Source organism: Candidatus Nesciobacter abundans (genome assembly GCF_008189525.1).
Taxonomy (GTDB): Bacteria; Pseudomonadota; Alphaproteobacteria; order CAJXXZ01; family 1604HC; genus Nesciobacter; species Nesciobacter abundans.
The window spans coordinates 42,993-65,142 of record NZ_CP043314.1 but is presented as its reverse complement, the minus strand read 5'-3'; the positions used below and the strand labels follow the sequence as shown (position 1 = coordinate 65,142).

General features: G+C 30.2%; 21 protein-coding genes and 4 tRNA genes. 14 read left to right on the top strand and 11 right to left on the bottom strand.

What is annotated here, in order from left to right:
* Positions 1-77: 77 nt before the first annotated feature.
* From FZC36_RS00305 to FZC36_RS00280, 6 genes are read right to left on the bottom strand one after another with little or no spacing between them, the layout of a single operon-like run.
* Complete coding sequence (locus FZC36_RS00305) at positions 78-563, bottom strand: crossover junction endodeoxyribonuclease RuvC (protein ID WP_148972005.1); 486 nt, start codon at positions 561-563, stop codon at positions 78-80.
* Positions 560-1,309 carry a YebC/PmpR family DNA-binding transcriptional regulator gene (locus FZC36_RS00300; protein WP_187440118.1) on the bottom strand — a complete coding sequence of 250 codons (750 nt, stop codon included), beginning with the start codon at positions 1,307-1,309 and terminating at the stop codon, positions 560-562. Before FZC36_RS00300 ends, FZC36_RS00305 begins: the two co-directional genes overlap by 4 nt.
* Entirely contained in the window at positions 1,309-1,842 is a 534-nt protein-coding gene (locus FZC36_RS00295) for an ATP synthase subunit B family protein (protein ID WP_148972003.1), read from the bottom strand. Before FZC36_RS00295 ends, FZC36_RS00300 begins: the two co-directional genes overlap by 1 nt.
* Positions 1,843-1,877: 35 nt before the next feature.
* On the bottom strand, positions 1,878-2,309 hold the full coding sequence (locus FZC36_RS00290; protein WP_148972002.1) for an ATP synthase subunit B family protein: 432 nt from the start codon (positions 2,307-2,309) through the stop codon (positions 1,878-1,880).
* A 13-nt stretch (positions 2,310-2,322) separates the two neighbouring features.
* Entirely contained in the window at positions 2,323-2,544 is a 222-nt protein-coding gene (locus tag FZC36_RS00285; RefSeq protein ID WP_148972001.1) for an ATP synthase subunit c family protein, read from the bottom strand.
* Between the two features lie 9 nt (positions 2,545-2,553).
* On the bottom strand, positions 2,554-3,273 hold the full coding sequence (locus FZC36_RS00280; RefSeq protein ID WP_148972000.1) for a F0F1 ATP synthase subunit A: 720 nt from the start codon (positions 3,271-3,273) through the stop codon (positions 2,554-2,556).
* Positions 3,274-3,550: 277 nt separating this feature from the next.
* Between FZC36_RS00280 and FZC36_RS00275 the strand changes: the two genes are divergently transcribed.
* Together FZC36_RS00275 and FZC36_RS00270 are read left to right on the top strand one after the other, a co-directional pair.
* Positions 3,551-3,624, top strand: a tRNA-Arg gene (locus FZC36_RS00275).
* A 99-nt stretch (positions 3,625-3,723) separates the two neighbouring features.
* Positions 3,724-3,797 (top strand) — tRNA-Arg (locus tag FZC36_RS00270).
* Between the two features lie 692 nt (positions 3,798-4,489).
* Here the strand turns inward: FZC36_RS00270 and FZC36_RS00265 are convergent.
* Entirely contained in the window at positions 4,490-5,011 is a 522-nt protein-coding gene (locus FZC36_RS00265; protein ID WP_148971999.1) for a YqgE/AlgH family protein, read from the bottom strand.
* 143 nt (positions 5,012-5,154) lie between these two features.
* Here FZC36_RS00265 and FZC36_RS00260 point away from each other — a divergent pair, with 143 nt between their 5' ends.
* Positions 5,155-5,619, top strand: a complete 465-nt coding sequence (locus FZC36_RS00260) for a MucR family transcriptional regulator (RefSeq protein WP_187440117.1) — start codon at positions 5,155-5,157, stop codon at positions 5,617-5,619.
* Between the two features lie 455 nt (positions 5,620-6,074).
* On the opposite strand, the gene ftsH is transcribed toward FZC36_RS00260, so the two are convergent.
* The gene (gene ftsH / locus FZC36_RS00255) at positions 6,075-7,868 is read right to left on the bottom strand and encodes an ATP-dependent zinc metalloprotease FtsH (protein WP_148971997.1); all 1,794 of its coding nucleotides are present in this window, start codon (positions 7,866-7,868) and stop codon (positions 6,075-6,077) included.
* A 247-nt stretch (positions 7,869-8,115) separates the two neighbouring features.
* Between ftsH and rplI the strand changes: the two genes are divergently transcribed.
* Together rplI and FZC36_RS00245 are read left to right on the top strand one after the other, a co-directional pair.
* Positions 8,116-8,586 (top strand): 50S ribosomal protein L9, encoded by a 471-nt coding sequence (rplI, locus tag FZC36_RS00250; protein WP_148971996.1) that lies wholly within the window; start codon positions 8,116-8,118, stop codon positions 8,584-8,586.
* A 318-nt stretch (positions 8,587-8,904) separates the two neighbouring features.
* Positions 8,905-10,287 (top strand): replicative DNA helicase, encoded by a 1,383-nt coding sequence (locus FZC36_RS00245; RefSeq protein ID WP_246119867.1) that lies wholly within the window; start codon positions 8,905-8,907, stop codon positions 10,285-10,287.
* Positions 10,288-10,562: 275 nt separating this feature from the next.
* Here FZC36_RS00245 and FZC36_RS00240 read toward each other — a convergent pair whose 3' ends face one another.
* Complete coding sequence (locus tag FZC36_RS00240; RefSeq protein WP_148971995.1) at positions 10,563-11,831, bottom strand: APC family permease; 1,269 nt, start codon at positions 11,829-11,831, stop codon at positions 10,563-10,565.
* A 220-nt stretch (positions 11,832-12,051) separates the two neighbouring features.
* Here FZC36_RS00240 and FZC36_RS00235 point away from each other — a divergent pair, with 220 nt between their 5' ends.
* The 7 genes from FZC36_RS00235 (at position 12,052) to FZC36_RS00205 (ending at position 19,995) form a co-directional block, all read left to right on the top strand.
* A complete protein-coding gene (locus FZC36_RS00235; RefSeq protein ID WP_148971994.1) occupies positions 12,052-12,885 on the top strand; it encodes a HemK family protein methyltransferase in 834 nt (277 codons plus the stop codon).
* Between the two features lie 317 nt (positions 12,886-13,202).
* Positions 13,203-13,883 carry a phosphoribosylaminoimidazolesuccinocarboxamide synthase gene (locus FZC36_RS00230; RefSeq protein WP_148971993.1) on the top strand — a complete coding sequence of 227 codons (681 nt, stop codon included), beginning with the start codon at positions 13,203-13,205 and terminating at the stop codon, positions 13,881-13,883.
* A gap of 282 nt (positions 13,884-14,165) precedes the next feature.
* The gene (gene acpP / locus FZC36_RS00225; protein WP_148971992.1) at positions 14,166-14,423 is read left to right on the top strand and encodes an acyl carrier protein; all 258 of its coding nucleotides are present in this window, start codon (positions 14,166-14,168) and stop codon (positions 14,421-14,423) included.
* 8 nt (positions 14,424-14,431) lie between these two features.
* On the top strand, positions 14,432-15,685 hold the full coding sequence (gene fabF / locus FZC36_RS00220; RefSeq protein WP_148971991.1) for a beta-ketoacyl-ACP synthase II: 1,254 nt from the start codon (positions 14,432-14,434) through the stop codon (positions 15,683-15,685).
* A 254-nt stretch (positions 15,686-15,939) separates the two neighbouring features.
* Entirely contained in the window at positions 15,940-17,304 is a 1,365-nt protein-coding gene (truB, locus tag FZC36_RS00215; protein ID WP_148971990.1) for a tRNA pseudouridine(55) synthase TruB, read from the top strand.
* An 18-nt stretch (positions 17,305-17,322) separates the two neighbouring features.
* Complete coding sequence (gene rpsO, locus FZC36_RS00210) at positions 17,323-17,583, top strand: 30S ribosomal protein S15 (protein ID WP_148971989.1); 261 nt, start codon at positions 17,323-17,325, stop codon at positions 17,581-17,583.
* Positions 17,584-17,586: 3 nt separating this feature from the next.
* Positions 17,587-19,995, top strand: coding sequence for a hypothetical protein (locus FZC36_RS00205; protein ID WP_148971988.1), 2,409 nt, complete (start codon positions 17,587-17,589; stop codon positions 19,993-19,995).
* An 899-nt stretch (positions 19,996-20,894) separates the two neighbouring features.
* Here FZC36_RS00205 and rnhA read toward each other — a convergent pair.
* Both rnhA and FZC36_RS00195 read right to left on the bottom strand, forming a co-directional pair.
* Positions 20,895-21,323: a ribonuclease HI gene (gene rnhA, locus FZC36_RS00200; protein WP_148971987.1), complete on the bottom strand. Its 429-nt coding sequence runs from the start codon at positions 21,321-21,323 to the stop codon at positions 20,895-20,897.
* Positions 21,317-21,727: a YraN family protein gene (locus FZC36_RS00195; RefSeq protein ID WP_187440116.1), complete on the bottom strand. Its 411-nt coding sequence runs from the start codon at positions 21,725-21,727 to the stop codon at positions 21,317-21,319. The genes rnhA and FZC36_RS00195 overlap by 7 nt, the downstream gene beginning before the upstream one ends.
* Positions 21,728-21,901: 174 nt before the next feature.
* Here FZC36_RS00195 and FZC36_RS00190 point away from each other — a divergent pair.
* A tRNA-Pro gene (locus tag FZC36_RS00190) sits at positions 21,902-21,975 on the top strand.
* A 9-nt stretch (positions 21,976-21,984) separates the two neighbouring features.
* Positions 21,985-22,075: transfer RNA gene (locus tag FZC36_RS00185), tRNA-Ser, on the top strand.
* The last annotated feature ends 75 nt before the right edge of the window (positions 22,076-22,150 follow it).

Here is a 22,150-nt window from a genome sequence, read left to right as displayed (position 1 = left end):
GTAGGTTTATGTAATTAAAAACAACTAATTTTAGCATTAAAACTTAATAATGAAATTAGAATTCGCTTAATATTCCATTAATTACTATTTTCTGTAAGTTCCTGCATACTTTCCCAGTGACACAGGGCAGCTCCAAAAGCATCTGTAACATCATGCTGATCTATATCTATCTTCAAAACCTTACAAACAGCCGATGCCATTTCTTCTTTAGTTGCATTTCCTTTTTCTGCAACTATCTGCTTTATTATTTTAGTAGAATAAGAACACATGGGAACTTTGCTCATCCCTATAGCTGTCAATATAGATCCGAAAGCAGCTCCTAAAATCAACCCTGAAGCAGGATTAAGGCCTACAAATGTCTTTTCTATTCCTATTTGATCTGGATTGGAATTTGCAATAACAGCAGTTATATTTATATGTAAGAAACATAACCTTTGTTCTATTGTTAATTTTGGATCAGGTTTAATCAATCCATAGTCTAAGTATTTTTTTGTTTTGCCAGTGATTTTTATCAAACCCCAACCAGTTTTTCTAATTCCTACATCTATTCCAAGTATTTTCATTTAAAGCTTTCCATATCTAAGTTGTTCCATATCTCTTGAACATCTTCATTGTCTTCTAGAATCTCAAGAAAATTCTTTATTTCACTCTTTTGCTCATCATTCTTCAGAAATACCTTTTCTTTTGGACAGTAAACTATTTTCTGGTCATAATCATTAAACTTGTTTAGGAAATTAGAATCAAAATTATCTAGATTTTCGAATTCAATGGTTATTTTATTAACACCATTCGATTCATTTCCAGACATTACATTATTCTGAACAATTTTTATATCCCTAAGGCTTTTTTCAGCACCACTTTCCATTAATAGTTGAATTACTTCGTCTTCTGTTAAATCAGATACAAAGCAAAATTCATAAACTTTTTCGAAAATAAACCTCAAATCTGACAGTCCTTTTCCATACTTTTTGAACAAAGCTCTAAGCTCAGAAACAGTTCTATTAGAGTTGTCTGTTATGGTTTCTATCATAAACGCAATTCCGTGAGGTCCATAACCAGTATAAGACATCTCTATATTACAGTCTTTGTCTGATGCTTTTTTGATTGCCCTATCTATGTTTTCTTTTGGCATATTTTTAGATTTAGCAGCATGAATAGCTGTTTTTAATCTTGGATTTTTATCAGGGTCAGGGCATTGTCTAGCAATTGCTGCGATAGCTTTTGCTAGTTTTGTAAACTCTTTTGATCGTTTTTTATCATTAGCTTCTTTTTTATGCTTTATATTACTAAATTTAGAATGACCTGCCACTATATATCCCTTGAGAGATCATCTTGAGATTTTTCAAAAACAACATCAGAATCTTTATTCTCTGAGAAATCATTTAACACTCTTTTTATAGTATCTAAATTAGAAGAAAAATCTAAATTCATTTTCAAAATCTTAGACTTAACTTCATTGAAAATAATTTTCTTACACTCATCTTTCATTCTGCTTGAAGAAGTAGACCACATGTTATTTATTTCTGTCTCAAGAAATTTACTTTTTGAATCTAAAATCTTACTATGTCTTTCTATCAGTTTTTCTATCAATTCTTTCTCTTTTTGAGGAAGCTTCGATGCCTTAATTTTGTATTCTTCTTTTAATTCATCTATCTTGCTTTTCATAGAAGATAGCTCCAATTCCAAGTTATTTATCTTATCACTTCTATCCTTAACAGAATTTTCAATGCTTTCAGAATATATAAATACGTACCTTTTTATAAAAGGGAACAAAAATTTCTTCATTATTAAAAATGAAACTAAAAATGAACAAAATTCATAAAAAATCTTATTAAAAATCACTATACATTCCTCTAATTCTTATAAACCTTAGCATTCTAGCATATCTTGTTTATAATCTCTTCAATCAAATCTTTAGACTTAGCTTTAAACTCATTTATAAAATCAGCTTTCCACTTACTTATCTTCAAATCAGTATCTTTTATGAGAACTTGATGGCTTTTTTCTAATTCTGTAGCCTTACAGTCATACTTCTTTTTAATATCTACCCTTATTCTTTCTAAGGCTTTATTAAAAACATTATCCACTTTTTCTTTGTAATAATCTAACTCTTCTGAAATTTGTTTTGAAGCTTTTTGAAGCTTATCTATGTTTTCTTCAAGCTCAATTCTCTTAAGCTTTCTAGATCTAATTACACTCTTCATTCTAGGAAAGTAGAATTTATCCAAAATCAAAAATGAAGATAAAAATACCATACAAAACCAAAATAATTGAGACAAAAACCAATGGCTATTAAATTGAGGTATCACTTGAGTTGTTTCCTCAGATCACTATAAGAATTGCTATTACAAAAGCAAGCAAAGCTACAGATTCAAGCAGACCAGCACCTATAACAGCCATGTTGCTCATACTATCCTTCGCTACAGGATTTTGAGCTGTAGCCTTAAAAAGAGAAGAAAATATATTAGAAAGACCATAAGCAACCCCTAAAAGAGGAAGAAGTGCTAAAGCACCTGCGATCATTTTTCCTGTACTGACATCCATAATGTACTCCTAGTGCAAATATAAAGCATCTTTCAGAGAAATACAAGCTAATACAGTAAAGATATAAGCTTGAAAAATAGCCACAAAAAATTCAAAAATCAATAAAATTGAGCATGCAAAAACAGGGATAAATGAAAACAATTTCATCTTTACAGCAAAACCTAAAAACACTTTCAACATTATATGTCCAGCAACCATATTCACGCATAATCTTAGAGATAAAATCAAAGGCTTAACTAGGAAAATAGCAAATTCTATTAAAAATATAAGTGGCGACATTACCAAAGGAACTCCATTTGGGATAAATAATTTAAAAAACTTAAACCCATGCTTCCTTATCCCAACAAAAACAACCATACAAAATACTATCAAAGACAATGCCATAGTTACGCTTAAGTGACTAGTTATAGTAAAACTCATAGGAAAAAGCCCCAAAAGATTTCCAAACACTATAAACAAAAACAAAGACATAATTAATGGTTGATAATTCTTATATTCCTTACCAAGATGCTCCTTACAAATACCCTTCACGAAATTAAATATTATTTCATTAATTGATTGAAAAAATCCTGGGACGAACCTAACTTTTTTTAATCCTATAAATGACAATAATCCCAAAGACAAAGCTGTGATTGCCATGAACAAAGTAGAATTAGTAAAAGATATAACATACCCAAATACATTAATAGGAATTATTTCAAGTATTTTAAATTGTTCGAATACATACATACAATAGGAATATATTACTATTTCATTAAAAATAACACCAACTTTAATTAAATATATATTCAGTTAAGCATTCTATTTTGCATCAGACTAGCTGTAAATAATTCAAATAACCAAACCCTGCAATCAATTAAAGCTATCAATATTCCTTGAACCTAACTAACTCTTCTAGTCAGAGAACTTATATAGGTAACAATGCTTATTTCTGTTCTATTTGTGATTCTGAAAAAATTATCAAACATTGATATAAAAACATCAACATGTTATTGAATTACTATATGCGCCCATAGCTCAGTAGGATAGAGCGCAAGATTCCTAATTTTGAGGCCGGGGGTTCAATTCCCTCTGGGCGTGCTCTTTTTCTAAAAAAATTTACAATTTATTTACAATTTTGGGTTATATTTACCTTTTCTTATTGCTTTTTATTATTCTTAATGATATGAATTGTTTGGTGCGCTCTTAGCTCAGCTGGATAGAGCGACGGCCTTCTAAGCCGTAGGTCGTAGGTTCGAACCCTACAGAGCGTGCTTTATGTATTTGTTAAATTAGTTACGTGTATTGAGTTATTTTAGTTTAAATAATTTGGTTAGTAAAAAAATTTTGTTCACATATTAGTTTGATTTATTAAATTGGTTGTCTATTTATTAAATTTAGTTCTAGTTTGTTGATTTGTTGAATTAAACTCTTGATTTTATTTTCGTCCAAAAAAATTTTTGTTATAGGGTTTTGTTCATTTTTTAAATTTCAATTATAATTTCAAATAAATTCATTTTCAATATAAAAACAAAAAATCTTTGTCATCAATTAAATTTTATAAATATCTTATAAGCTTTTTGTATAAACAATATAGGAGAAATACTCATTAATAAAACATAATAATTTAAAGTGAGAAATATGGAATCTATTCCTGATAACTCTCTAATGCTCACAAACCCTTAACAAAGGACATATTTCTGCTATCTTGTACTTATATTTAATCTAGGAGAATAAATTGCTGATCTTTATAATACTTAACGCGCTTTTACCTATTTTTTTCACATCACTTATATACCTTGATCAGTCTTATATAGAAATTGTCATGTTAATATGCTTGCCATGCTATATAGTCCCAAAGATATTGCAGAAGAATTGAATTAGAGAAAGCTCAGAATCACTTAACTTTAAAATACAAACAAATACAGAAAAGTATTATGATCTCAATTACCTCAATGTTATTATTTTATTGTGTTCTGCATAAACATTCTGGCCTAATGTTTATAGAATGATACGCTTCGTACCACTTGCTAGGAGCTGCCATTCCTATCACACCACTTGGAAAGCCTTCTACAGGAATCCAGTTTCCTTCTTTTGCCTCTTCAATAAGAGATGAGTAATTCCACTTAAAATGCCCCATAACTGCTATATGGCTTTTAGGAACTATATTTTTAGAAAACATTTCTTCTAAATTAGAAATGAATATATTTTTCATTATTTCTACTTTATTTACTCCCGGAATGTTCTCATCATACATAACCAAGCCTTTTCCAGGACTTAAATCTCCACCATAATATATTTTATAATCTTTGTAAGTTTTATCACATTCTGATTTAGACATTTTCTTATTAACAGCTACACCTATTATGTTAGAATTAACACACTCTGTAATTAAGATCAGTGTTTTTTTAAATTTTTTTTCATCTAAGAAAGGGGAGGATATCAAGAATTTCCCCACTAAGTTTTCTTTTTTTAAAGACAAATGCACATATACACCTTACCAAATATTCTAATTTATTAATATATTCTCATCACAAAAGTTGTTTGTGTTTTATGAGCTGTTACTGTAAAATAAAACCAACGTGTTAATTTATTATTTATGTTTAATTTCTGACCATGTTAGGAGAAAAAATGAGTTTAAAGTTCAATATTGACAAGAAAGACATATCTAAGCAAAAACTTTTGCAAGACAGCGATATAAAAACTGATCTAATAACTCATGCAGTAAAATTAACTTCTTCTTATATAAAGGCCAATCCTGGAATATCTTCAGATAGAATAGTCACTTTCCTTTCTGACATAAAGAAAACATTAGAAGAAGTTTTTGAAGAAAAAAAGAAACAAAATCCTGCAGTTCCTATTGGAGAATCTGTATTTCAAGATCACCTTGTTTGCTTAGAAGATGGAGAAAAAGTCAAGGTTTTAGGTCCTTATTTGAAGAAATTTGACATGTCATTTGAGGAATATAAGAAAAAATGGAATCTGCCTGATTCATATCCATCTGTATCTCCTTCATATTCTCTCTTTAGAAGAGAGCTTGCATTAAAAAACAAGCTTGGTCATCCAAACAAGAAATCAAAAGAAAATATGTTTTAAGAACTTAAAGCATTACTCTCTACTCATGATAGCTACCAACCTCATCTCCCTGATCAAATTCAGAAAAATAATAAATTACTAGAATCATTCTCATAATACAAAATAATAAACACAATTCATTATATTCTCATTATAACCAAAGCACTTTTTATAAATACATTTTTAGTATCTCTAATCTTTTATTTTATATATCAGAGTAAAGTCACTCTTATTCAGAAATGTAGTGTAAAATGCTAACAAAGACAGCTAGCATTCTTATAAATCACTAAATATAAAAAAGCTAATATCAATATTTAGTTATTCCATATTCCTAGTGGTCGAGAAAACTAGATTGAACATGGAATATATTCAAAAAACAAGATAAGAATATGACTCAAGAACATTTGACCAAAATAATCCAATCCCGAAAAGGCATTTACATTATCTATTAATTAAACTCATAAATAATTATCTTTTTAAGAAACAGGTTCTTGACTCACAGAAAGTAAATCTGAAATTTCTTTACCAGTCAAAGTCTCTTTTTCCAAAAGTTCAGAGGCTAAAAGATGCAAATCATCTAAATTATCCTTTAGTATATTTTTCGCCCTTTCATAAGCAGAATCTATAAGCTCTCTTGCTTCTAAATCATTTTGCTTAATCATATCTTCAGAAACTTTTGCTCCAGAATATGGGTCCATTTCGTAATTAACTCTTCCGCTTTTCCCCATTCCCCATTTTGTAACCATGCTTCTAGCTATCTTAGTTGCAAACTGAATATCAGAATAAGCTCCAGTTGTTATATTTTCAGGACCAAAAATCAATTCTTCAGCAACTCTACCACCCATAGAAACCACTAAGTCATCTAGTAATTTACTTTTTCTTATTGAAACTTCATCTCTCTCAGGAAGCCTGACAACAACACCTAAAGCAGAGCCTCTTGGTATTATTGTAGCTTTGTGAATAGGATCAGAACTTTCACTATGAATAGAAGTTATAGCATGTCCACTTTCATGATAAGCTATCAATTTTCTTTCATCTTCAGACAAGGATAACGATTTAATCTCAGATCCCATAATTATTTTATCTTTAGCATCTTCAAAATCCTGCATTGTTACGCTCTTTTTGTTTTTTCTACCAGCCACTAAGGACGCTTCATTCACTAAGTTCCTTAAATCTGCACCAGAGAACCCAGGAGTACCTTTTGCCAAAGATTCAGCATCTATACCTTGTCCTTTAGTTTTTATTTTCTTTATGTATATGTTCAGGATTTCTTCTCTCTCTTTTGTAAGAGGAAGATGTAAAGGAATTTTTCTATCAAACCTTCCTGGTCTTAAAAGTGCTTTGTCCAAAACATCAAATCTATTTGTAGCTCCTATTATCACAACACCTTCATTTTTTTCAAACCCATCCATGCCAACTAAAAGCTCGTTTAAGGTCTGCTCTCTTTCTTCATATCCGCCACCAAGACCAGAGCCTCTTTCTTTTCCTATAGTATCTATTTCATCTATAAAGATTATACAAGGAGCATTCTTCTTGGCTTGAGCAAACAAGTCTCTCATTCTACTAGCTCCTACACCTGCAAACATTTCTATAAAACTAGATCCAGCAGCAGAAAGGAAAGGAACACCAGCTTCTCCTGCTACACTTCTAGCTAAAAGAGTCTTACCAGTTCCTGGCATTCCATACAACAAAACACCTTTAGGTATTACGCTTCCTAATTCTTCATATTTTTTAGGGTTCTTTAAGAAATCCACTATTTCTGCTAAATCTCTTTTTGCTTCTTCTAACCCAGAAACATCTTTAAAAGTCACTTTTCCGTTATTTTTTTGATCTATAAGCCTAGCATTAGATTTTCCAAACTTCATAGCTTTGCCAGATCCGCTTTGAATTTGCCTTAATGAATAAACTATCAATATTAATATCAGAACAGATGGAGCTGCTGATAGAATTAGAGACACAATAGATCCAGCTGTACTTTGATTTGAATAAGAAACACTTATATGCACTTTGTTCTCCATCAATCTTTTAATAAGCATGTTGTCCTGATAAGGAACCATTGTAGAGAATTTACTTCCATTTTTATAAGATCCATTTACCTCGAATCCTTTTATTAAGACATGAGATACTTCACCTTTAGATGTATCTTGTACGAAATCTGAAAAGGGGATGTTTTTCCTTTCCTGCTCTCCATTAGAAAGATAGAGATTAACTATACCTAGACTTAGAAAAAATATTATAAAAGTTAGTATTAGATTTTTATTCTTAAACACAAGAATATTCTATTACAACACTTTTCTATAATCAATTAACTCATAATTTATTTTAACTTATAACTGTTATTTTTTATCTTTTTTATCTTATCTCAAGTTAATTTATTCCATGACAGACTAATAGTTTTATATTTTTTATATTAAATCATGTTGGTTTTACTTACATTTTCTATGTTTTATGTATACTTGCTTTTCTGGCCATTGATTTTATTACTATTTTATTGGAGAATTGTGACTAGAGAGAAAAATGACATCTAAAGTAATCAATGTTATTCTAACAAAAGATATAAGAAAATTAGGAAATTCAGGTGCACTTAAGCCTGTAAAAAGAGGTTATGCATTAAATCACCTTATTCCTTCAGGATCAGCTGTTAGAGCCACAGAACAAAGTATAAAAGAAATGGAAATTCGCAAGGCTGAGCTTGAAAAAGCAAATGAAGCCATGAGAAAAGAAGCTCTACTTCTAAAGAGTAGAGTAGAAAAAATTAAGTTCAGCTTAATCAGAAAGACTTCTGATGGATATAAGCTTTATGGAGCTATTACAAATAGAGACATAGAAGAAATCTTGAAGAAAAATTCTATAAATGAAATCAGAAAAGAAGATATAGTAGTGAAAAATGCTAAATCTATAGGGGATTTTCCTGTAACAATTTATATATACGGAGAAATACAGGCGACTGTTACATTAAACGTATTCCCTGAAGAAGAAAATTCCTAAACTCTTACATACATAAGTAAGTTTTAAGAACCAGAACTCTTGGAATTTTTTTTAAGAGCATGAATCAGTTTTTAGAACTTAAAATTCAAAATTCCATATTCAGCATATTTAATTATGCGTTAATTATATGTGTTAAATTTATAAACTTTAATAAATGCATATACCCTAACGAATTTTAGATAAATTATAACTAGTGTAAATAATATTTAATTATTATTAGTATGACTTTTTAGAGCCCTAATAACATCCCAAGAATACTTTCCTGTTTATGTTTTTAAAGTTTCGTAATATAATTTTCTAGGAAAGTTTGGAATAAAAGTGAATCAAGAAATAAAAAGGCCTGAATCCATGCCTAATGCAGTAGAGGCAGAAAGATCTTTGTTAGCTGCATTATTACATGATAATCTTCTTTTTGATAATATATCTGATTTTCTTAAGCCTGAACATTTTTTTGAACCTTTACATAGGAAAATCTTCGAAGCTTTTCTTTTTTGTATTAATAAAGGGCAACTAGCAAACAGTATTACTTTATGGCCATTTTTTGTAGATGATGAACTTATAAAAGAGTATGGTGGAAAAGAATACTTAGATACATTATCTTCTTATATCGTTTCATTGGACTATACAAAAGATTATGCTCAGCAAATATATGATAGATACTTAAGAAGAAAAATTATATTAGTTGGAGAATCCATGGTTTCACAGGCCTATAAAATGGATATAAACAACGGAGCTTTGAGTCAAATAGAGAATGCAGAATCTGGACTATTTAAACTTGCTTCAACCAGCATTACAAAAGAAAATAGGTTCAGTGATGCTGTAGGTTTAGCTATGAAAAATGCAGAGCTAGCTTTCAAAAGATCAGATCACTTAGTGGGAGTTCCTAGTGGGTTTAAATCTATAGATAGGTACTTAGGTGGATTACATAAATCTGACTTATTAATACTTGCTGCAAGACCATCTATGGGTAAAACTGCATTTGTTACAAATATCGCATTTCAATCTGCACAGCTTGGAAACAAAGTTTTATTCTTTTCATTAGAAATGTCTTCAGAGCAGCTGGCTCTAAGAATACTTGGGCATGAATCCATGATACCTTCAGACAAGATAAGAAGAGGAGCAGTAAGCGATAAAGATATAAGTAAACTTTCTACTATTTCTAAGAAAATCTCAAACTTATCTCTGTTTATAGATGATACTCCTGCTCTTTCTATAGCTGGATTGAGAACTAGAGCAAGGCGACTAAAAAGACAAGAAAGCATAAATCTTATAATTATAGATTATTTGCAATTAATGAGCTCTGGAGGAAATCATGAAAATAGAGTCCAAGAACTTTCTACAATAACAAGATCATTGAAAGCTTTAGCAAAAGATTTAGATGTCCCTATAATAGCCTTATCACAGCTTTCAAGAGCAGTAGAGCAAAGAGAGGATAAAAGGCCTCAGTTATCAGATTTAAGAGAATCTGGAACAATTGAACAAGATGCTGATGTAGTAATGTTTGTTTACAGAGAAGCATATTATGAATCCAGAAAGAAACCTGCTGAAGGATCTGAGAAACTTGAAGCTTGGCAAGCAAGAATGGATAAAATATATAATTTAGCAGATATAATAGTTGCTAAACAAAGACATGGTCCTATTAGAAATATACAAATGGGATTCGAGGAATCTTTTACAAAATTCTACGATTTGTCTGTTTAAATAGAAAATATTTGTAAAAACTATATACTTGAAAAAAAACTATTTATGAATCTTTGTATGGTTTTATGATTTATATTTACTAGTATTGATTTTATGCTCAAAGAAATTACTCATAATATAAACCTACTTGTTTAATATATAAAACTTTTCAGCTTCGAATTTCCATAAATCCAAATAAGATTAAAGACTCTAAAAGATATATCTATATATTTAAAATAAATTTCATTACTAACTTTTAGTTAGATGTATAAAGGGTAATCACTTAAGGAAGTAATTTAGATTTTTTCAGAAGGTCTGAATAAGTAAAATATTAAACCCAAAGCAGAAATTAAACTTCCATACAAAACAGCTTCTAAGGAGCACCCAAGAAGCAATATTACGCAAGAAAACATATTAATCAAAAACAATGACAGCCCTCTAGAGTGAATATAATGAGCTAGAACACCTGCTATATAAACTTTAATCAACATAAAAGAAGTTAAATTAATCAACACGTGCATAGAAAGCAATCCATAATAATATGAAAGCACTGTAGCAGTAACCAAAGCACCTGTTAATAAAGAGCTTGGAACAGGAAAATTATTTTTATTAACACTGTTTATTCTTGCAGAAACCCATCCAGAAGATGCTGAAGAAAACATAATGTATGAAGATATAAATACAAGTCCATTCACACCACCTAAAAGTCCTAATACAGCTATAAACAATACTATAAAACTACCAAACTTACCCATAAGAATAGACGCTGTGTCATAAACAGGTTTTGCTGAAGAAATTTGTAAATCTTGTGGAAGTGTAACCATTACAGCAATATGCATACCTATAAACAAAGATGCAGCTATAATTACACCAAGAATAGTAGCTAATGGAACTGTTCTTTCTGGATTCTTAACAGATTCATAAGAAGAAGTCGCTGATTCAAGCCCTAGGAAAGCAAATAAAGCCAAAGGCATAGATTTAAAAACGGACTGCAAAGAAGATACATTCACAGTTGAAGGAATCATTATTTTATCTAAAGAAATATTGGGTATGCTGAATAAAAATATGCTAGAAAAAATTATTACCTTTAGAATTGCTATGGCTGTGATCATACCAACAGAAAATACAGAGCTTCTACAGTTTCCAAGTATAAGCAACCAAAGTAAAGAGATAGCAAGAAAAGCTTGTCCTGCTTTAGAAACATGAAAAGGGAATAATTCTACAAAATGTGTAGCAAATGCTATAGAAACAGCAGAACAACCCATGCATAACCCAGACCAATGATCCCAAGATGTTTGGAAACCTAAATAAGATCCACAAGATTTAAATGCTTTGGATACGTAAACAGGTATTCCCTTTTTACCATCCTCTGATCTACTCATTTGAGAAAAACTGTAACCAAGTAAAACTGCGCAAAAAGCTGAAGATATCCAGCCTAATAGACCCCATCCTCCATAAATAGCAATGGACGAAGATATAATAAGTATACCGCTACTAACCATCGTACCAACCGAAATAGATGTAGCACCTATAATGCCCATCCCGGCTTCTTTGTTAGAATTCATGTGCTACATAATATTACAAAAACCAATAAAAGACAAATTAGAGACTTGTCTAAATAAATTATAAACCCAGTTAGATACCAATATTAACTAAGATTAATATATGATTAACTCAACTAAAACTGAATTATAAAACTGAAATTAGTCAGCATTTATTTGAGCAAGAATTACATATTAAGAAAAAAATCTATATCATCACTTGGGTTAGGGAAATCTTATAAATATGGCAAAACTGTCTCACTTAATACAAGAATATTCTAAATATTTGTTAGATCAAAATGAATCTATTGCCTACATATCTGCAATAACAAATCTAAGCAGAACTGAAATATGGCTTAACAAACATAGAGAATTGGATGAAGTTTTAGGCGAAATAAATCTAGAAAAATGTAAAAAAGCAATAAATTACGTAAAATATGGAGTCCCACTTAGCAGAATTACGAAGACAAGAGGATTCTGGAACCATGACTTCCATGTAAGCCCATATACCTTAGATCCAAGACCAGAAACAGAGAAAATAGTAGAATTAGCTATATCTTTATCTAAGAAAAATAAATCCAAAAACATTTTAGATTTGGGAACTGGAACTGGATGTATAATTTTAAGTATATTACTTGCAAACCCTTTAATAAGTGGAGCAGGGGTAGATATAAGCAAATATGCTCTATTGACTGCAAAACAGAATGCGAAATCTCTTAAGGTAAACAACTGCACATTTATGCATACAAGCGAAATTGAAGAAAATAAAGATCAGTTTGATATCATAGTTTGTAATCCTCCTTATATACACAATCCAAATCCTGCAAATTTAGATAATCCAAAAGAACCAGAAAATTATTGCGTAGATTATGCTACTAAATTTGATCCAACCAAAGCTCTTTTTGATCAGGATGGAATACAAATGCTAAACAACTTACCATTATCTGAAAATGGAATACTCCTTTGCGAAGTTCCAACTTATCAAAAACAATTAATGGAAGAAAAATTCAAGAAAAATTATAAATGGCACAATACATCTCATAGAGAAATAGTGATTTTAGAATATTTAAATTACTAAAGAACCTATTTTTATTAAGTTTTGATTGATTACTAAGTTTTGATTGATTACTAAGTTTAGATTGATTACTAAGTTTAGATTGATTGAATGAATTTTGCTGTATCGTAAATAATTCCAAATAATAAAATACTGAATTCTTAATTCCATGTTAAAGTATTTCTTTTATATATCTTCTCTAACTTTCAAGAATTCTCACACAAAACAGCGGATTAAATAAAATTTCTTTAAATTTAAATGAAAATTATAAAAAAGTATTCAAAATATTACATAAAATATATTGCAAGAAATAAAAAACACTGACATTATTTCTAAAGTAAATGTTTAGAAATTACGCTTTTGGTGAGAGACGTCTTATAAGCTCTGAGGAAAAAAAACTGCTTTATGCAACTAATAATAATAACTATATTATCATGCACTTTCCTGAAGAAGAAAAAAATGATGTATGGAGAAATTATTTATCTGGATTTTCTTGGGAAATACTAGATAATTTTGGAATCAAAACTCACTACATACAAAAATTAAATATAAGAGAGCAGTTAGTAAAATCTACTCATCCTTATCCATTTTCTTTGAAAGTGACTAATATATCTTCTCCAGAAATAAATAAACTGATTGGAGTTCCAGAAGGTACAAAGTTCGACAAACCTTTGGTTGAGTGGTATTTAACACAAGACAGTAGCAAAAACTTAATATCACAAGAGCATATTGTACACTTCGAAGTAACAACAAAAGAAGAGGCAGAACAAATCAAGAATATATCTTTGAGAGTAAATGATGTTATTTCTTCTTACTTTCTTTCATGGAAACTTTACATTTCAGAAATAACTTTGAAATTCGGTAAAAATGAAGAAAACTTGGTTTTGATAGATGAAATATCTCCTGAAACATGTAAATTTTGGAACAAAGAACTTGATACAGAAATTCCAAAAGATGAGGCGTACGAAAAGATGAAGGAAATCTACAAAAAAACAAATAACCATAATAAATCAGATTCATAAAATCAATTCTTTGAGGTTTGTTTAGAAAGTTAATATACTCAAATCGGATTATACAGAATTAAATTTAAGCACCTTTAATGGAGCTTAATAATGCCTTTTGTAACGATTTACGTTTTCCACAAATTTGCTTTATAAAGAAATTCATGGTAATTATGTGTTCTGTTAGTAAAACAATTTTAAGTAGAAATCATAATTATTTCATACTTAATTATCTGTTTACTACTATATTAAAAGTTTCGTTGAATAAAATTTAGCTGAAACTTATTTAGGAGGTTAAGTTCTATGAGTGAGCAAAAAGTCGAAAATTTTGAAAAGTTAAAAGAAATCATCTCTGACTTTGTTAAAAGTGACAAAAAGATAGAAATAAAAGAAGATTCTAACTTAGAAAAAGATTTGGGATTGGATAGTCTAGACAGCGTTGAGCTAGTAATGGCTATAGAAGACTCTTTTGGATTAGAAATTCCACAAGAAGTTTCACAGAAAATAACAAATGTAAAACAAATTCTTGATTACATATCTCAAGCTAAAAAAGCAGGTTAATAACAAGCATGAAAAGAGTTGTAATAACAGGGATAGGAATTGTTTCTCCTTTAGGATCTGGATTAGATTTTGTTTGGGATAGGCTTTTACAAGGCAAATCAGGAATATCTAATTTACCAGAGCAATATAATGACTATGATTCTAGAGTAGCTGGATTAGTTCCTAGGGGAACCGAAAAAGGTGAATTTGACATATCAAAGTTTATGGATTCTAAAGAGCAAAGAAGAAATGGACTTTTCATATCTTATGCAATTGGAGCTGCAAGCGAAGCAGTTCAAGATGGAAAATTAGATGAAATTGAAGATAGAACCAAAATAGGTGTAAACATTTCATCAGGAATAGGTGGATTACCTGAGATAGGTGAAGTAAACACAAAGCTCAATGCAAGAGGAATAAGGTCTGTAAATCCTTTTTTTATTCCTTCTGTTTTAAGCAATCTTGCAGCTGGTTATGTTTCAATGAGATTCAAAGCAAACGGCCCTAATTACAGCTTAACTTCAGCGTGTGCATCAGCATCTCATTCAATTTCTAATGCAGCCATGCTGATAAGATCTGGTCATGCAGATATAATGATAAGTGGAGGAGCTGAAGCATCTATTTGCCCTATAGGGGTTGCAGGATTTTCAGCACTTACAGCTTTATCAACAAAATTCAATGACAACCCTTCAAAAGCATCAAGACCTTTCGATAAAGATAGAGATGGATTTGTAATAGCTGAAGGATCTGCAGTATTGATCATGGAATCTTTAGAGCACGCCTTAAAAAGAGGTGCTAAAATATATGGTGAGTATTTGGATTGTGGAATGACTGGAGATGCTAGTCATGTTACAAAGCCAGAGAAAGAGCATTGCAAAAGAGCTATGTCTATAGCGATTGAAAGATCAGGATTAAAGCCTGAAGATATAAATTACGTTAATGTACATGCCACTTCAACTCCTGTAGGGGATGAGTCTGAAATGGAAGCAATAAAAGGAATATTTGGAGATCATGCTAAAAGCAAAAACTTTGCAGTTTCTGCTACAAAATCTGCAACAGGGCATGCTTTGGGAGCTGCTGGAGCATTAGAATCAGCTTTCACTTTGATGGCTCTAAAAAACCAAGTTCTTCCTCCAACTATTAATGTAGAAAATGCTATGGATTCTATAGAAGGAATTAATTTTGTACCTAAATCTGTTGCTGCTCCTCTTAATTACGCGTTATGCAATTCATTTGGATTCGGTGGAACAAACATCTCATTAATATTCAAAAAATATGAATCTTAATTATTAAGTCATTCTCTAATTTTCATATTTTTCATTATTAATAAAGCTTACTAATCAAGAACTTATTTATCAACAATAAACATCTATTCGTGCTTCTTATAAAAAATATACATAAAAATAATTTGCAAAAACATTCAGATCATTCTTTAAATCAGCTTGTTGAGTTATATGCAAAGACTTATCAGGAATAAAAGCTTATCAGAAAGGTAAGGTTTTAGAATAAAAGCTTATCAAATGCATACTTTTACATAATAATGAGTGTAATGAATGTGGGATCTAAAACTACGTCTTTAGACATAAAAAAAACTCTTAATGAAACAAGCAGGAAGAAATTAGAAGATAGAGCAGAAATTAAACAAAACTGCATATTGAAAGTTAACAAACCAAAGGGAGTATCTTCTTCAGATGTAATAAGGATTATAAAAAGCACATTTAAATCAAAGAAAATAGGACATGGAGGAACGCTAGACCCTATGGCAGAAGGGGTCCTTCCAATACTATTCAATGAAGCAACGAAATTATCAGACATAATGCATTTATTACCTAAAACATATTTTTTTTCAGTAGATTTCGGATATACAACTGACACAATGGATTTAGAAGGAAATGTAACAGATAAAAACAACGAAATTCCTAACGAGAGTGATCTGAAAAATGTACTTAAAGATTTGATCGGAATAAACTTCCAAGTTCCTCAAAAATTCTCAGCATGTAAAGTAAATGGAAAAAGAGCTTATGAGCTTTCTAGGGAAGGGAAGGAAGTAATCCTAAAACCTAAAGAAATAAATATTTTTACAATTGATTTGTTGGAATATTCTTGCGCTAATCATGATCACTCTAGATCTTTAGATTACGATCAGAGCTTAGATTCCGACACTAACTCTGACAAAACAATTCAAACCAGCGAGTGCAAGGCTAAAGCTTGCTTTAGAGTTTCTTGTAGCTCAGGAACTTATGTTAGATCCTTGGCTGCAGAAATCGCTTCTAAGCTTGGCTGTCTTTGTTGCGTAACTAAAATTTACAGAGAAAATCACTCTTTCTTCAATTATGAGGATTGTTTGGATCTATCAGAATATATAACTACTAAAGATTTTTCATCAGAAAATACAAAAGAACATTTAAAAGAAAAAACAAACTCTAGAAATATAAAAAATGGAGGTCAAAAATGGATTAAGAGCTCTAAACGAAAAACTAACCCATATAGAATTGAAGATAAAAAGTTATTTTCTGTAGAAATGCTAAAATTTTGCGTAAACATAGATGACATTGATTTTAATCGCTCAAATACCAAAATAAACACATGTACTGAACAAAATCCAGATCTCTCAAGCCTTGATATAGAGCAAAAGCTAGTAACTTTGGAAATATCTACTGAACATGCTAATAGCCTTAAAAATGGAATACCAATCTATCTATCTGAAGTGGTTTCACTTGAGTTAGAAAGCCCTGAAAAGCAATCTCTTGATAACATTCTTAAGAAGATAACTGAAAATAATATTGACAATAATGATACAAATTACACATTAAAAAATATAATAATAAAATCTAACAATAAAATTATTGGAATAGGTTATATCTCTGGATCTACTCTTTTTTCACAACGTATGTTAGCATTCTGACATAGTTGGAGGCTTTGTTTGAAAAAAACAAAAAAAGAAATAATAGAATTATTCGGAGCAAGTGAAAAAGATACAGGCTCTTCTAGTGTACAAATTGCAATTCTCACTAATGATATACTTCATCTTAGTGATCATATGAAATCAAATAAGCAAGATAAACACAGCATGAGAGGACTGATGAGAAAAGTTTCTCAAAGGAAAAAATTACAAAAATTCCTAAAATCTGATAATCCAGAGGAATATAAAAAAGTAATTGCTAAACTAGGATTAAGATCTTAAAGAATGCACTTTCAAACTGAAAATTTAAATCAAAAACCCAAAACAAATAAAATTATAACATTTAGAAACGAAGAGGAAAATCAAAAAATAACTTTAGATTTTTCTACTTTTGATTCAAGGTCTGATTCTTCTGTTTTGGTTAAAAAAGGCAATACTGCTATACTTTGTAAAGTTTGCATTGGATCTTGGGATGAGGCATTTTCCTCTGTTCCATTACAAATAAACTACCAAGAGCGTTCTTATTCAGCAAATAGAATACCTGGCGGATTTATAAAAAAAGAACCTAGAAAAGAATCTGATATGCTTATTTCTAGAAGCATAGATAGATCTATCAGACCTTGCATAGCGCCTTCCTTTAAGTACGAAATACAGATCTTCTGTACAGTTATGAGTCATGACAAGAACAACTCCAATGAAGAGTTAGCTACAATAGGAGCTTCTGCAGCTCTTTATGAATCTGGAGTTCCTTTTGAACCCATTTCAGCATGCAAAATAACTTTTAAAGATGGAGTATGGAAAAAGTCAGCTAATAATGAAAAAAATGGGCTATTGTTCTGTTCAAATGTAAATGGGCTTACTATGGTAGATTACTATGGAGAACCTGCATCTAGGAAACAAATCCTAAAAGGAATCATAGAGTTTTCTGGAAAAAACAATGAAGTTTTGGAAGCTATCTATTCTGTAAAAAGAAAAGCAGCTCAAGTAGCACCTATGTCTGAGTCTAGAGATTCAGTCGTAGATCATAAAAAGATTTTATCTCTTTTACAAAACGACCAAGACTTATCTGGAGAGAAACTAAAATTCCTATCAAACTGGAACAACAAATCAATAGGAAGTGATGAGTGGAACAAATCTGTAAAACAAATCATTAGAAAATATATTATCTGGTCTAAAAAAAGATTAGATGGAAGATCTTTCCTAGAATCTAGAAAAATGAATGTTATGACAAATGTAATTCCAGTGGATAAGAATGCTTTGTACTCAAAAGGTAAAACTAAGGTGTTCTCAAAAATCACATTTGGGAATCCAGAAGACAATCAAATGGTAGAAAGCCTTGAAGGTAATTACAGGGATAGGTTTATGGTTCAATATATTTTTGAACCACATGCCTGCGGAAGCGTAAAGAGGAACTTATCTGTAACTAGACGAGAAATCGGGCATGGAAACTTAGTAAAGAGATCTTTGAAGCCTTTAATAAGTGATAAAAGAGTTATGAGAGTTGTTTGCGACGTTATTTCTTCAGATGGATCCTCTTCTATGGGAAGTTTATGCTCAGCATATCTTGCAATGACTGATGCTGGAGTGAATATTACAAACCCTGTAGCAGGAATTTCCATAGGAATGGTATCAGATGGTTTTGAAAGCTATATATTGTCTGACATTACTGAGCTTGAGGATTTTGCAGGAGATATGGACTTAAAAGTCTCTGGAACAGTTAATGGATTTACTTCTATACAGTTAGATATAAAACCATCCTCTATATCAGTTTCAAATCTAAACTCAGGACTTATAGCTGGACAAGAGGAAATAATTCAAATAATTAAGAATCTTTATCCACAGAATGAATCTAGTAAAAATGTAAAAACAGATCATGAAATTGACAATAGACAAGTTTCTAGCAAAAACTTTAATTCTAAGTCAAATGAACATAAAAACCCAAAAGATGATGAAAGTGAACCTAACACTAAAAGACCTGAAAGTGAAAATCTAAGAAGAAGTAAAAAATCATACTCTAAAGAAGATAGTGAAAAAAGTTCGGCACAACCTCAATCTGACAATAACAACAAATCCGAATATGTTAAAAAAGACAGAAAAAGTGACAATATATCTTTAACAGAATCAGGTAAGCATAAAAATCCAAAAGATGATGCAGAGGATTTTAGAAATAAAAAGAAAGATAATAACAAAAAAAGAAGCTCTGTTGTTGAAGATTTAGACCAGAAAAAGTCAGTCAATCCTAAGGATAGTCAGTCTAATAAAAAAGCTGATGGCAAAAACCCTAACTTTGTAGAATCACACTTAATTAAACTAAGTTCAGAATTAAAATCTAATGTTCTGCAAAAGCTGAACGCTGTAATAACAGATAATTTCTCTGGATCTGTAGGATTTACATTAAACAAAGAACAAAATGAAATCAAAATACATGGAATTAATAAGCAATTATTATCAGATGCTGTAGATAGAATGATAACTATAATACACTCTAAACCTAGATCAAAAACCAAATTAAAATATGTTTTATTTGTTAGCGAAACAGAAACAAGTATATCTGCTAAAGCTATTGATGGAACATTGATAGAAATAGAGAAAAATGAAGATTTTAGAAATTCAAATATTTCTTTATCTGAAAACTACTCATTTATAGTAAAAGTCGGAAGATTTGGTAAGCTATTTTTCTTTGGTGCAATTTAATAAGAATTAAAACTAACCTTAATAGAATGTAACAGCAATTTCAGCTTGAGTTCTATAAAGACTAAATATATTCCTCTCTTTAGCTTTTATTTAATAAAATTTCTAAACTTTGTTTTATATTTAATACTCTTCTTTATCACAGTTGTATTAAATATACACCTCTGTGGAACCGTATTTCATTTAAAATACTACACGAAATCTTAAAAAAAAATTTAAATCTATATGCCAAATAATAAAGCTTCTAAATTCTTTCCTACAAGAAAAGCAAGCAGGGCCTTAAGTAAGCTCAGAGCAACTAAAGTAGTGTTCATTAACCCAATAGGCAAAAATTAAATAAAGAAGAAATAAAGCAATAATGAAATTAAAAACTAATAAGAAAAAATAAATCAAAACAGTCTATTAACAATCCTTATAAAAAACTTAATGTATCACTATGTATCATTAAGGTTTTTCATCAATTCCAAATGCTTCTAAGAGGTTATGACTTGTTTATGCATGACTCCTATTGATAAGCTTTTATTCTAAAACCTTACCGTTTTATTGATTACAATTCTTTGCATGAAGTAAGCTCAATTATTCCTGCCTAATCGTCTGATTTATAAAAATGTCATTTTATAATATGGTTGAATTTTTATGCTTTTTGAACAAAAAATAAATACATTATATTATGTATGTTTACAAAATCATTTTCTATTAAACTTGTATATAATATTTTTTCTAATTAAAGATTGGTTTCAAACGTTTTATAAAAGAAGGAAATTCATAAAGAAATTATAAAACATAAAAAACATTTTTAGTTTCTAATCACTTAACCAAATACATATTTTCGTTTTTATTAAAATTATAAATAGGAGCAATTAATGTTTAGAATAAAATTCCACTATGCGCTTAAAATAGGATTACAGCTCACTTGCAGCTTCTCTGGCCATAACATCTACTTTGTCATGAATTTCATGTCCACTATGCCCTTTCACCCAAGTAAATTTAATATTTAACTTATCCATAAACGAATCTAACTCAAGCCATAAATCTTTATTTTTAACATCCTGTTTCTGGGAATTTTTCCAACCGTTTTTTTTCCAGTTTTTAATCCAATCTGTAATCCCTTTTAGAACATAATTACTATCTAGAATCACCTCTAAATCAGAGCTTGACGACACTTTCATATATTCTTCTAACCCTCTTATAAGGGCAACTAATTCCATTCTATTATTAGTTGTTTGTTTTTCGTTCCCTGATTTGGATATAACTGTATCACCTAACTTTAATATAAAAGCCCAGCCACCTTTTCCTGGATTACCTAAACAAGATCCATCTGTAATTAACATATTCTGTACATTCTAAATGCTTTGTACCAAAAAATATACTCTATTTTTGGGTTAAGCTTATTTATATATGAATTATTAGATAAACTTTTTCTGTTTTTAGACAAATGATAATAACTTAATTTATTTTCTGCTTCTTTGCTATTTAAGAACCATGACAGCGCTTTTTCTATTCTTTTTTGCTGCACCAAATCTGCTACAACCCATGCACAGCTTTCCATTTCTTTCCTATACTTCACTTCAAAAGCAAATACTGTATTTTTCTTAAATGCTATTATATCTATTTCACCCACGGGAGTTTTATATCTCCATGCTAAAATCTTAAAACCTCTAAGCTTTAAATATATTATTGAGAAAACCTCGTAAAGTATCCCTTTTTTGTAACTATCAAAGAATCTTATTTTCACACTTAAAAATAGTCCAAATTGTATATATTATGCAATAGTAAAAACCCAACTTTTTATTATTTATTTAGATAAATATGCATTTTTTTCAATAAATCATTCAAAAAAAACTTTATACAAGAAAAAATGTTCCGTTTTTCATTGTGGTTTCACAATATTTGTTATAGATTAGTCTTACGGGGCGTAGCGCAGTCTGGCAGCGCATCTGCTTTGGGAGCAGGGGGTCAGAGGTTCAAATCCTCTCGCCCCGATTTGTTAATGGAAGGGTGGCCGAGCGGCTGAAGGCGCACGCCTGGAAAGTGTGTATACGGAATCACCGTATCGAGGGTTCGAATCCCTCTCCTTCCGCCATTAACTTAAAACAAAACCCAGCTTATATTTATTTTCTACAAAATAAATAATAAAAACAAATAAAAATTACACTAA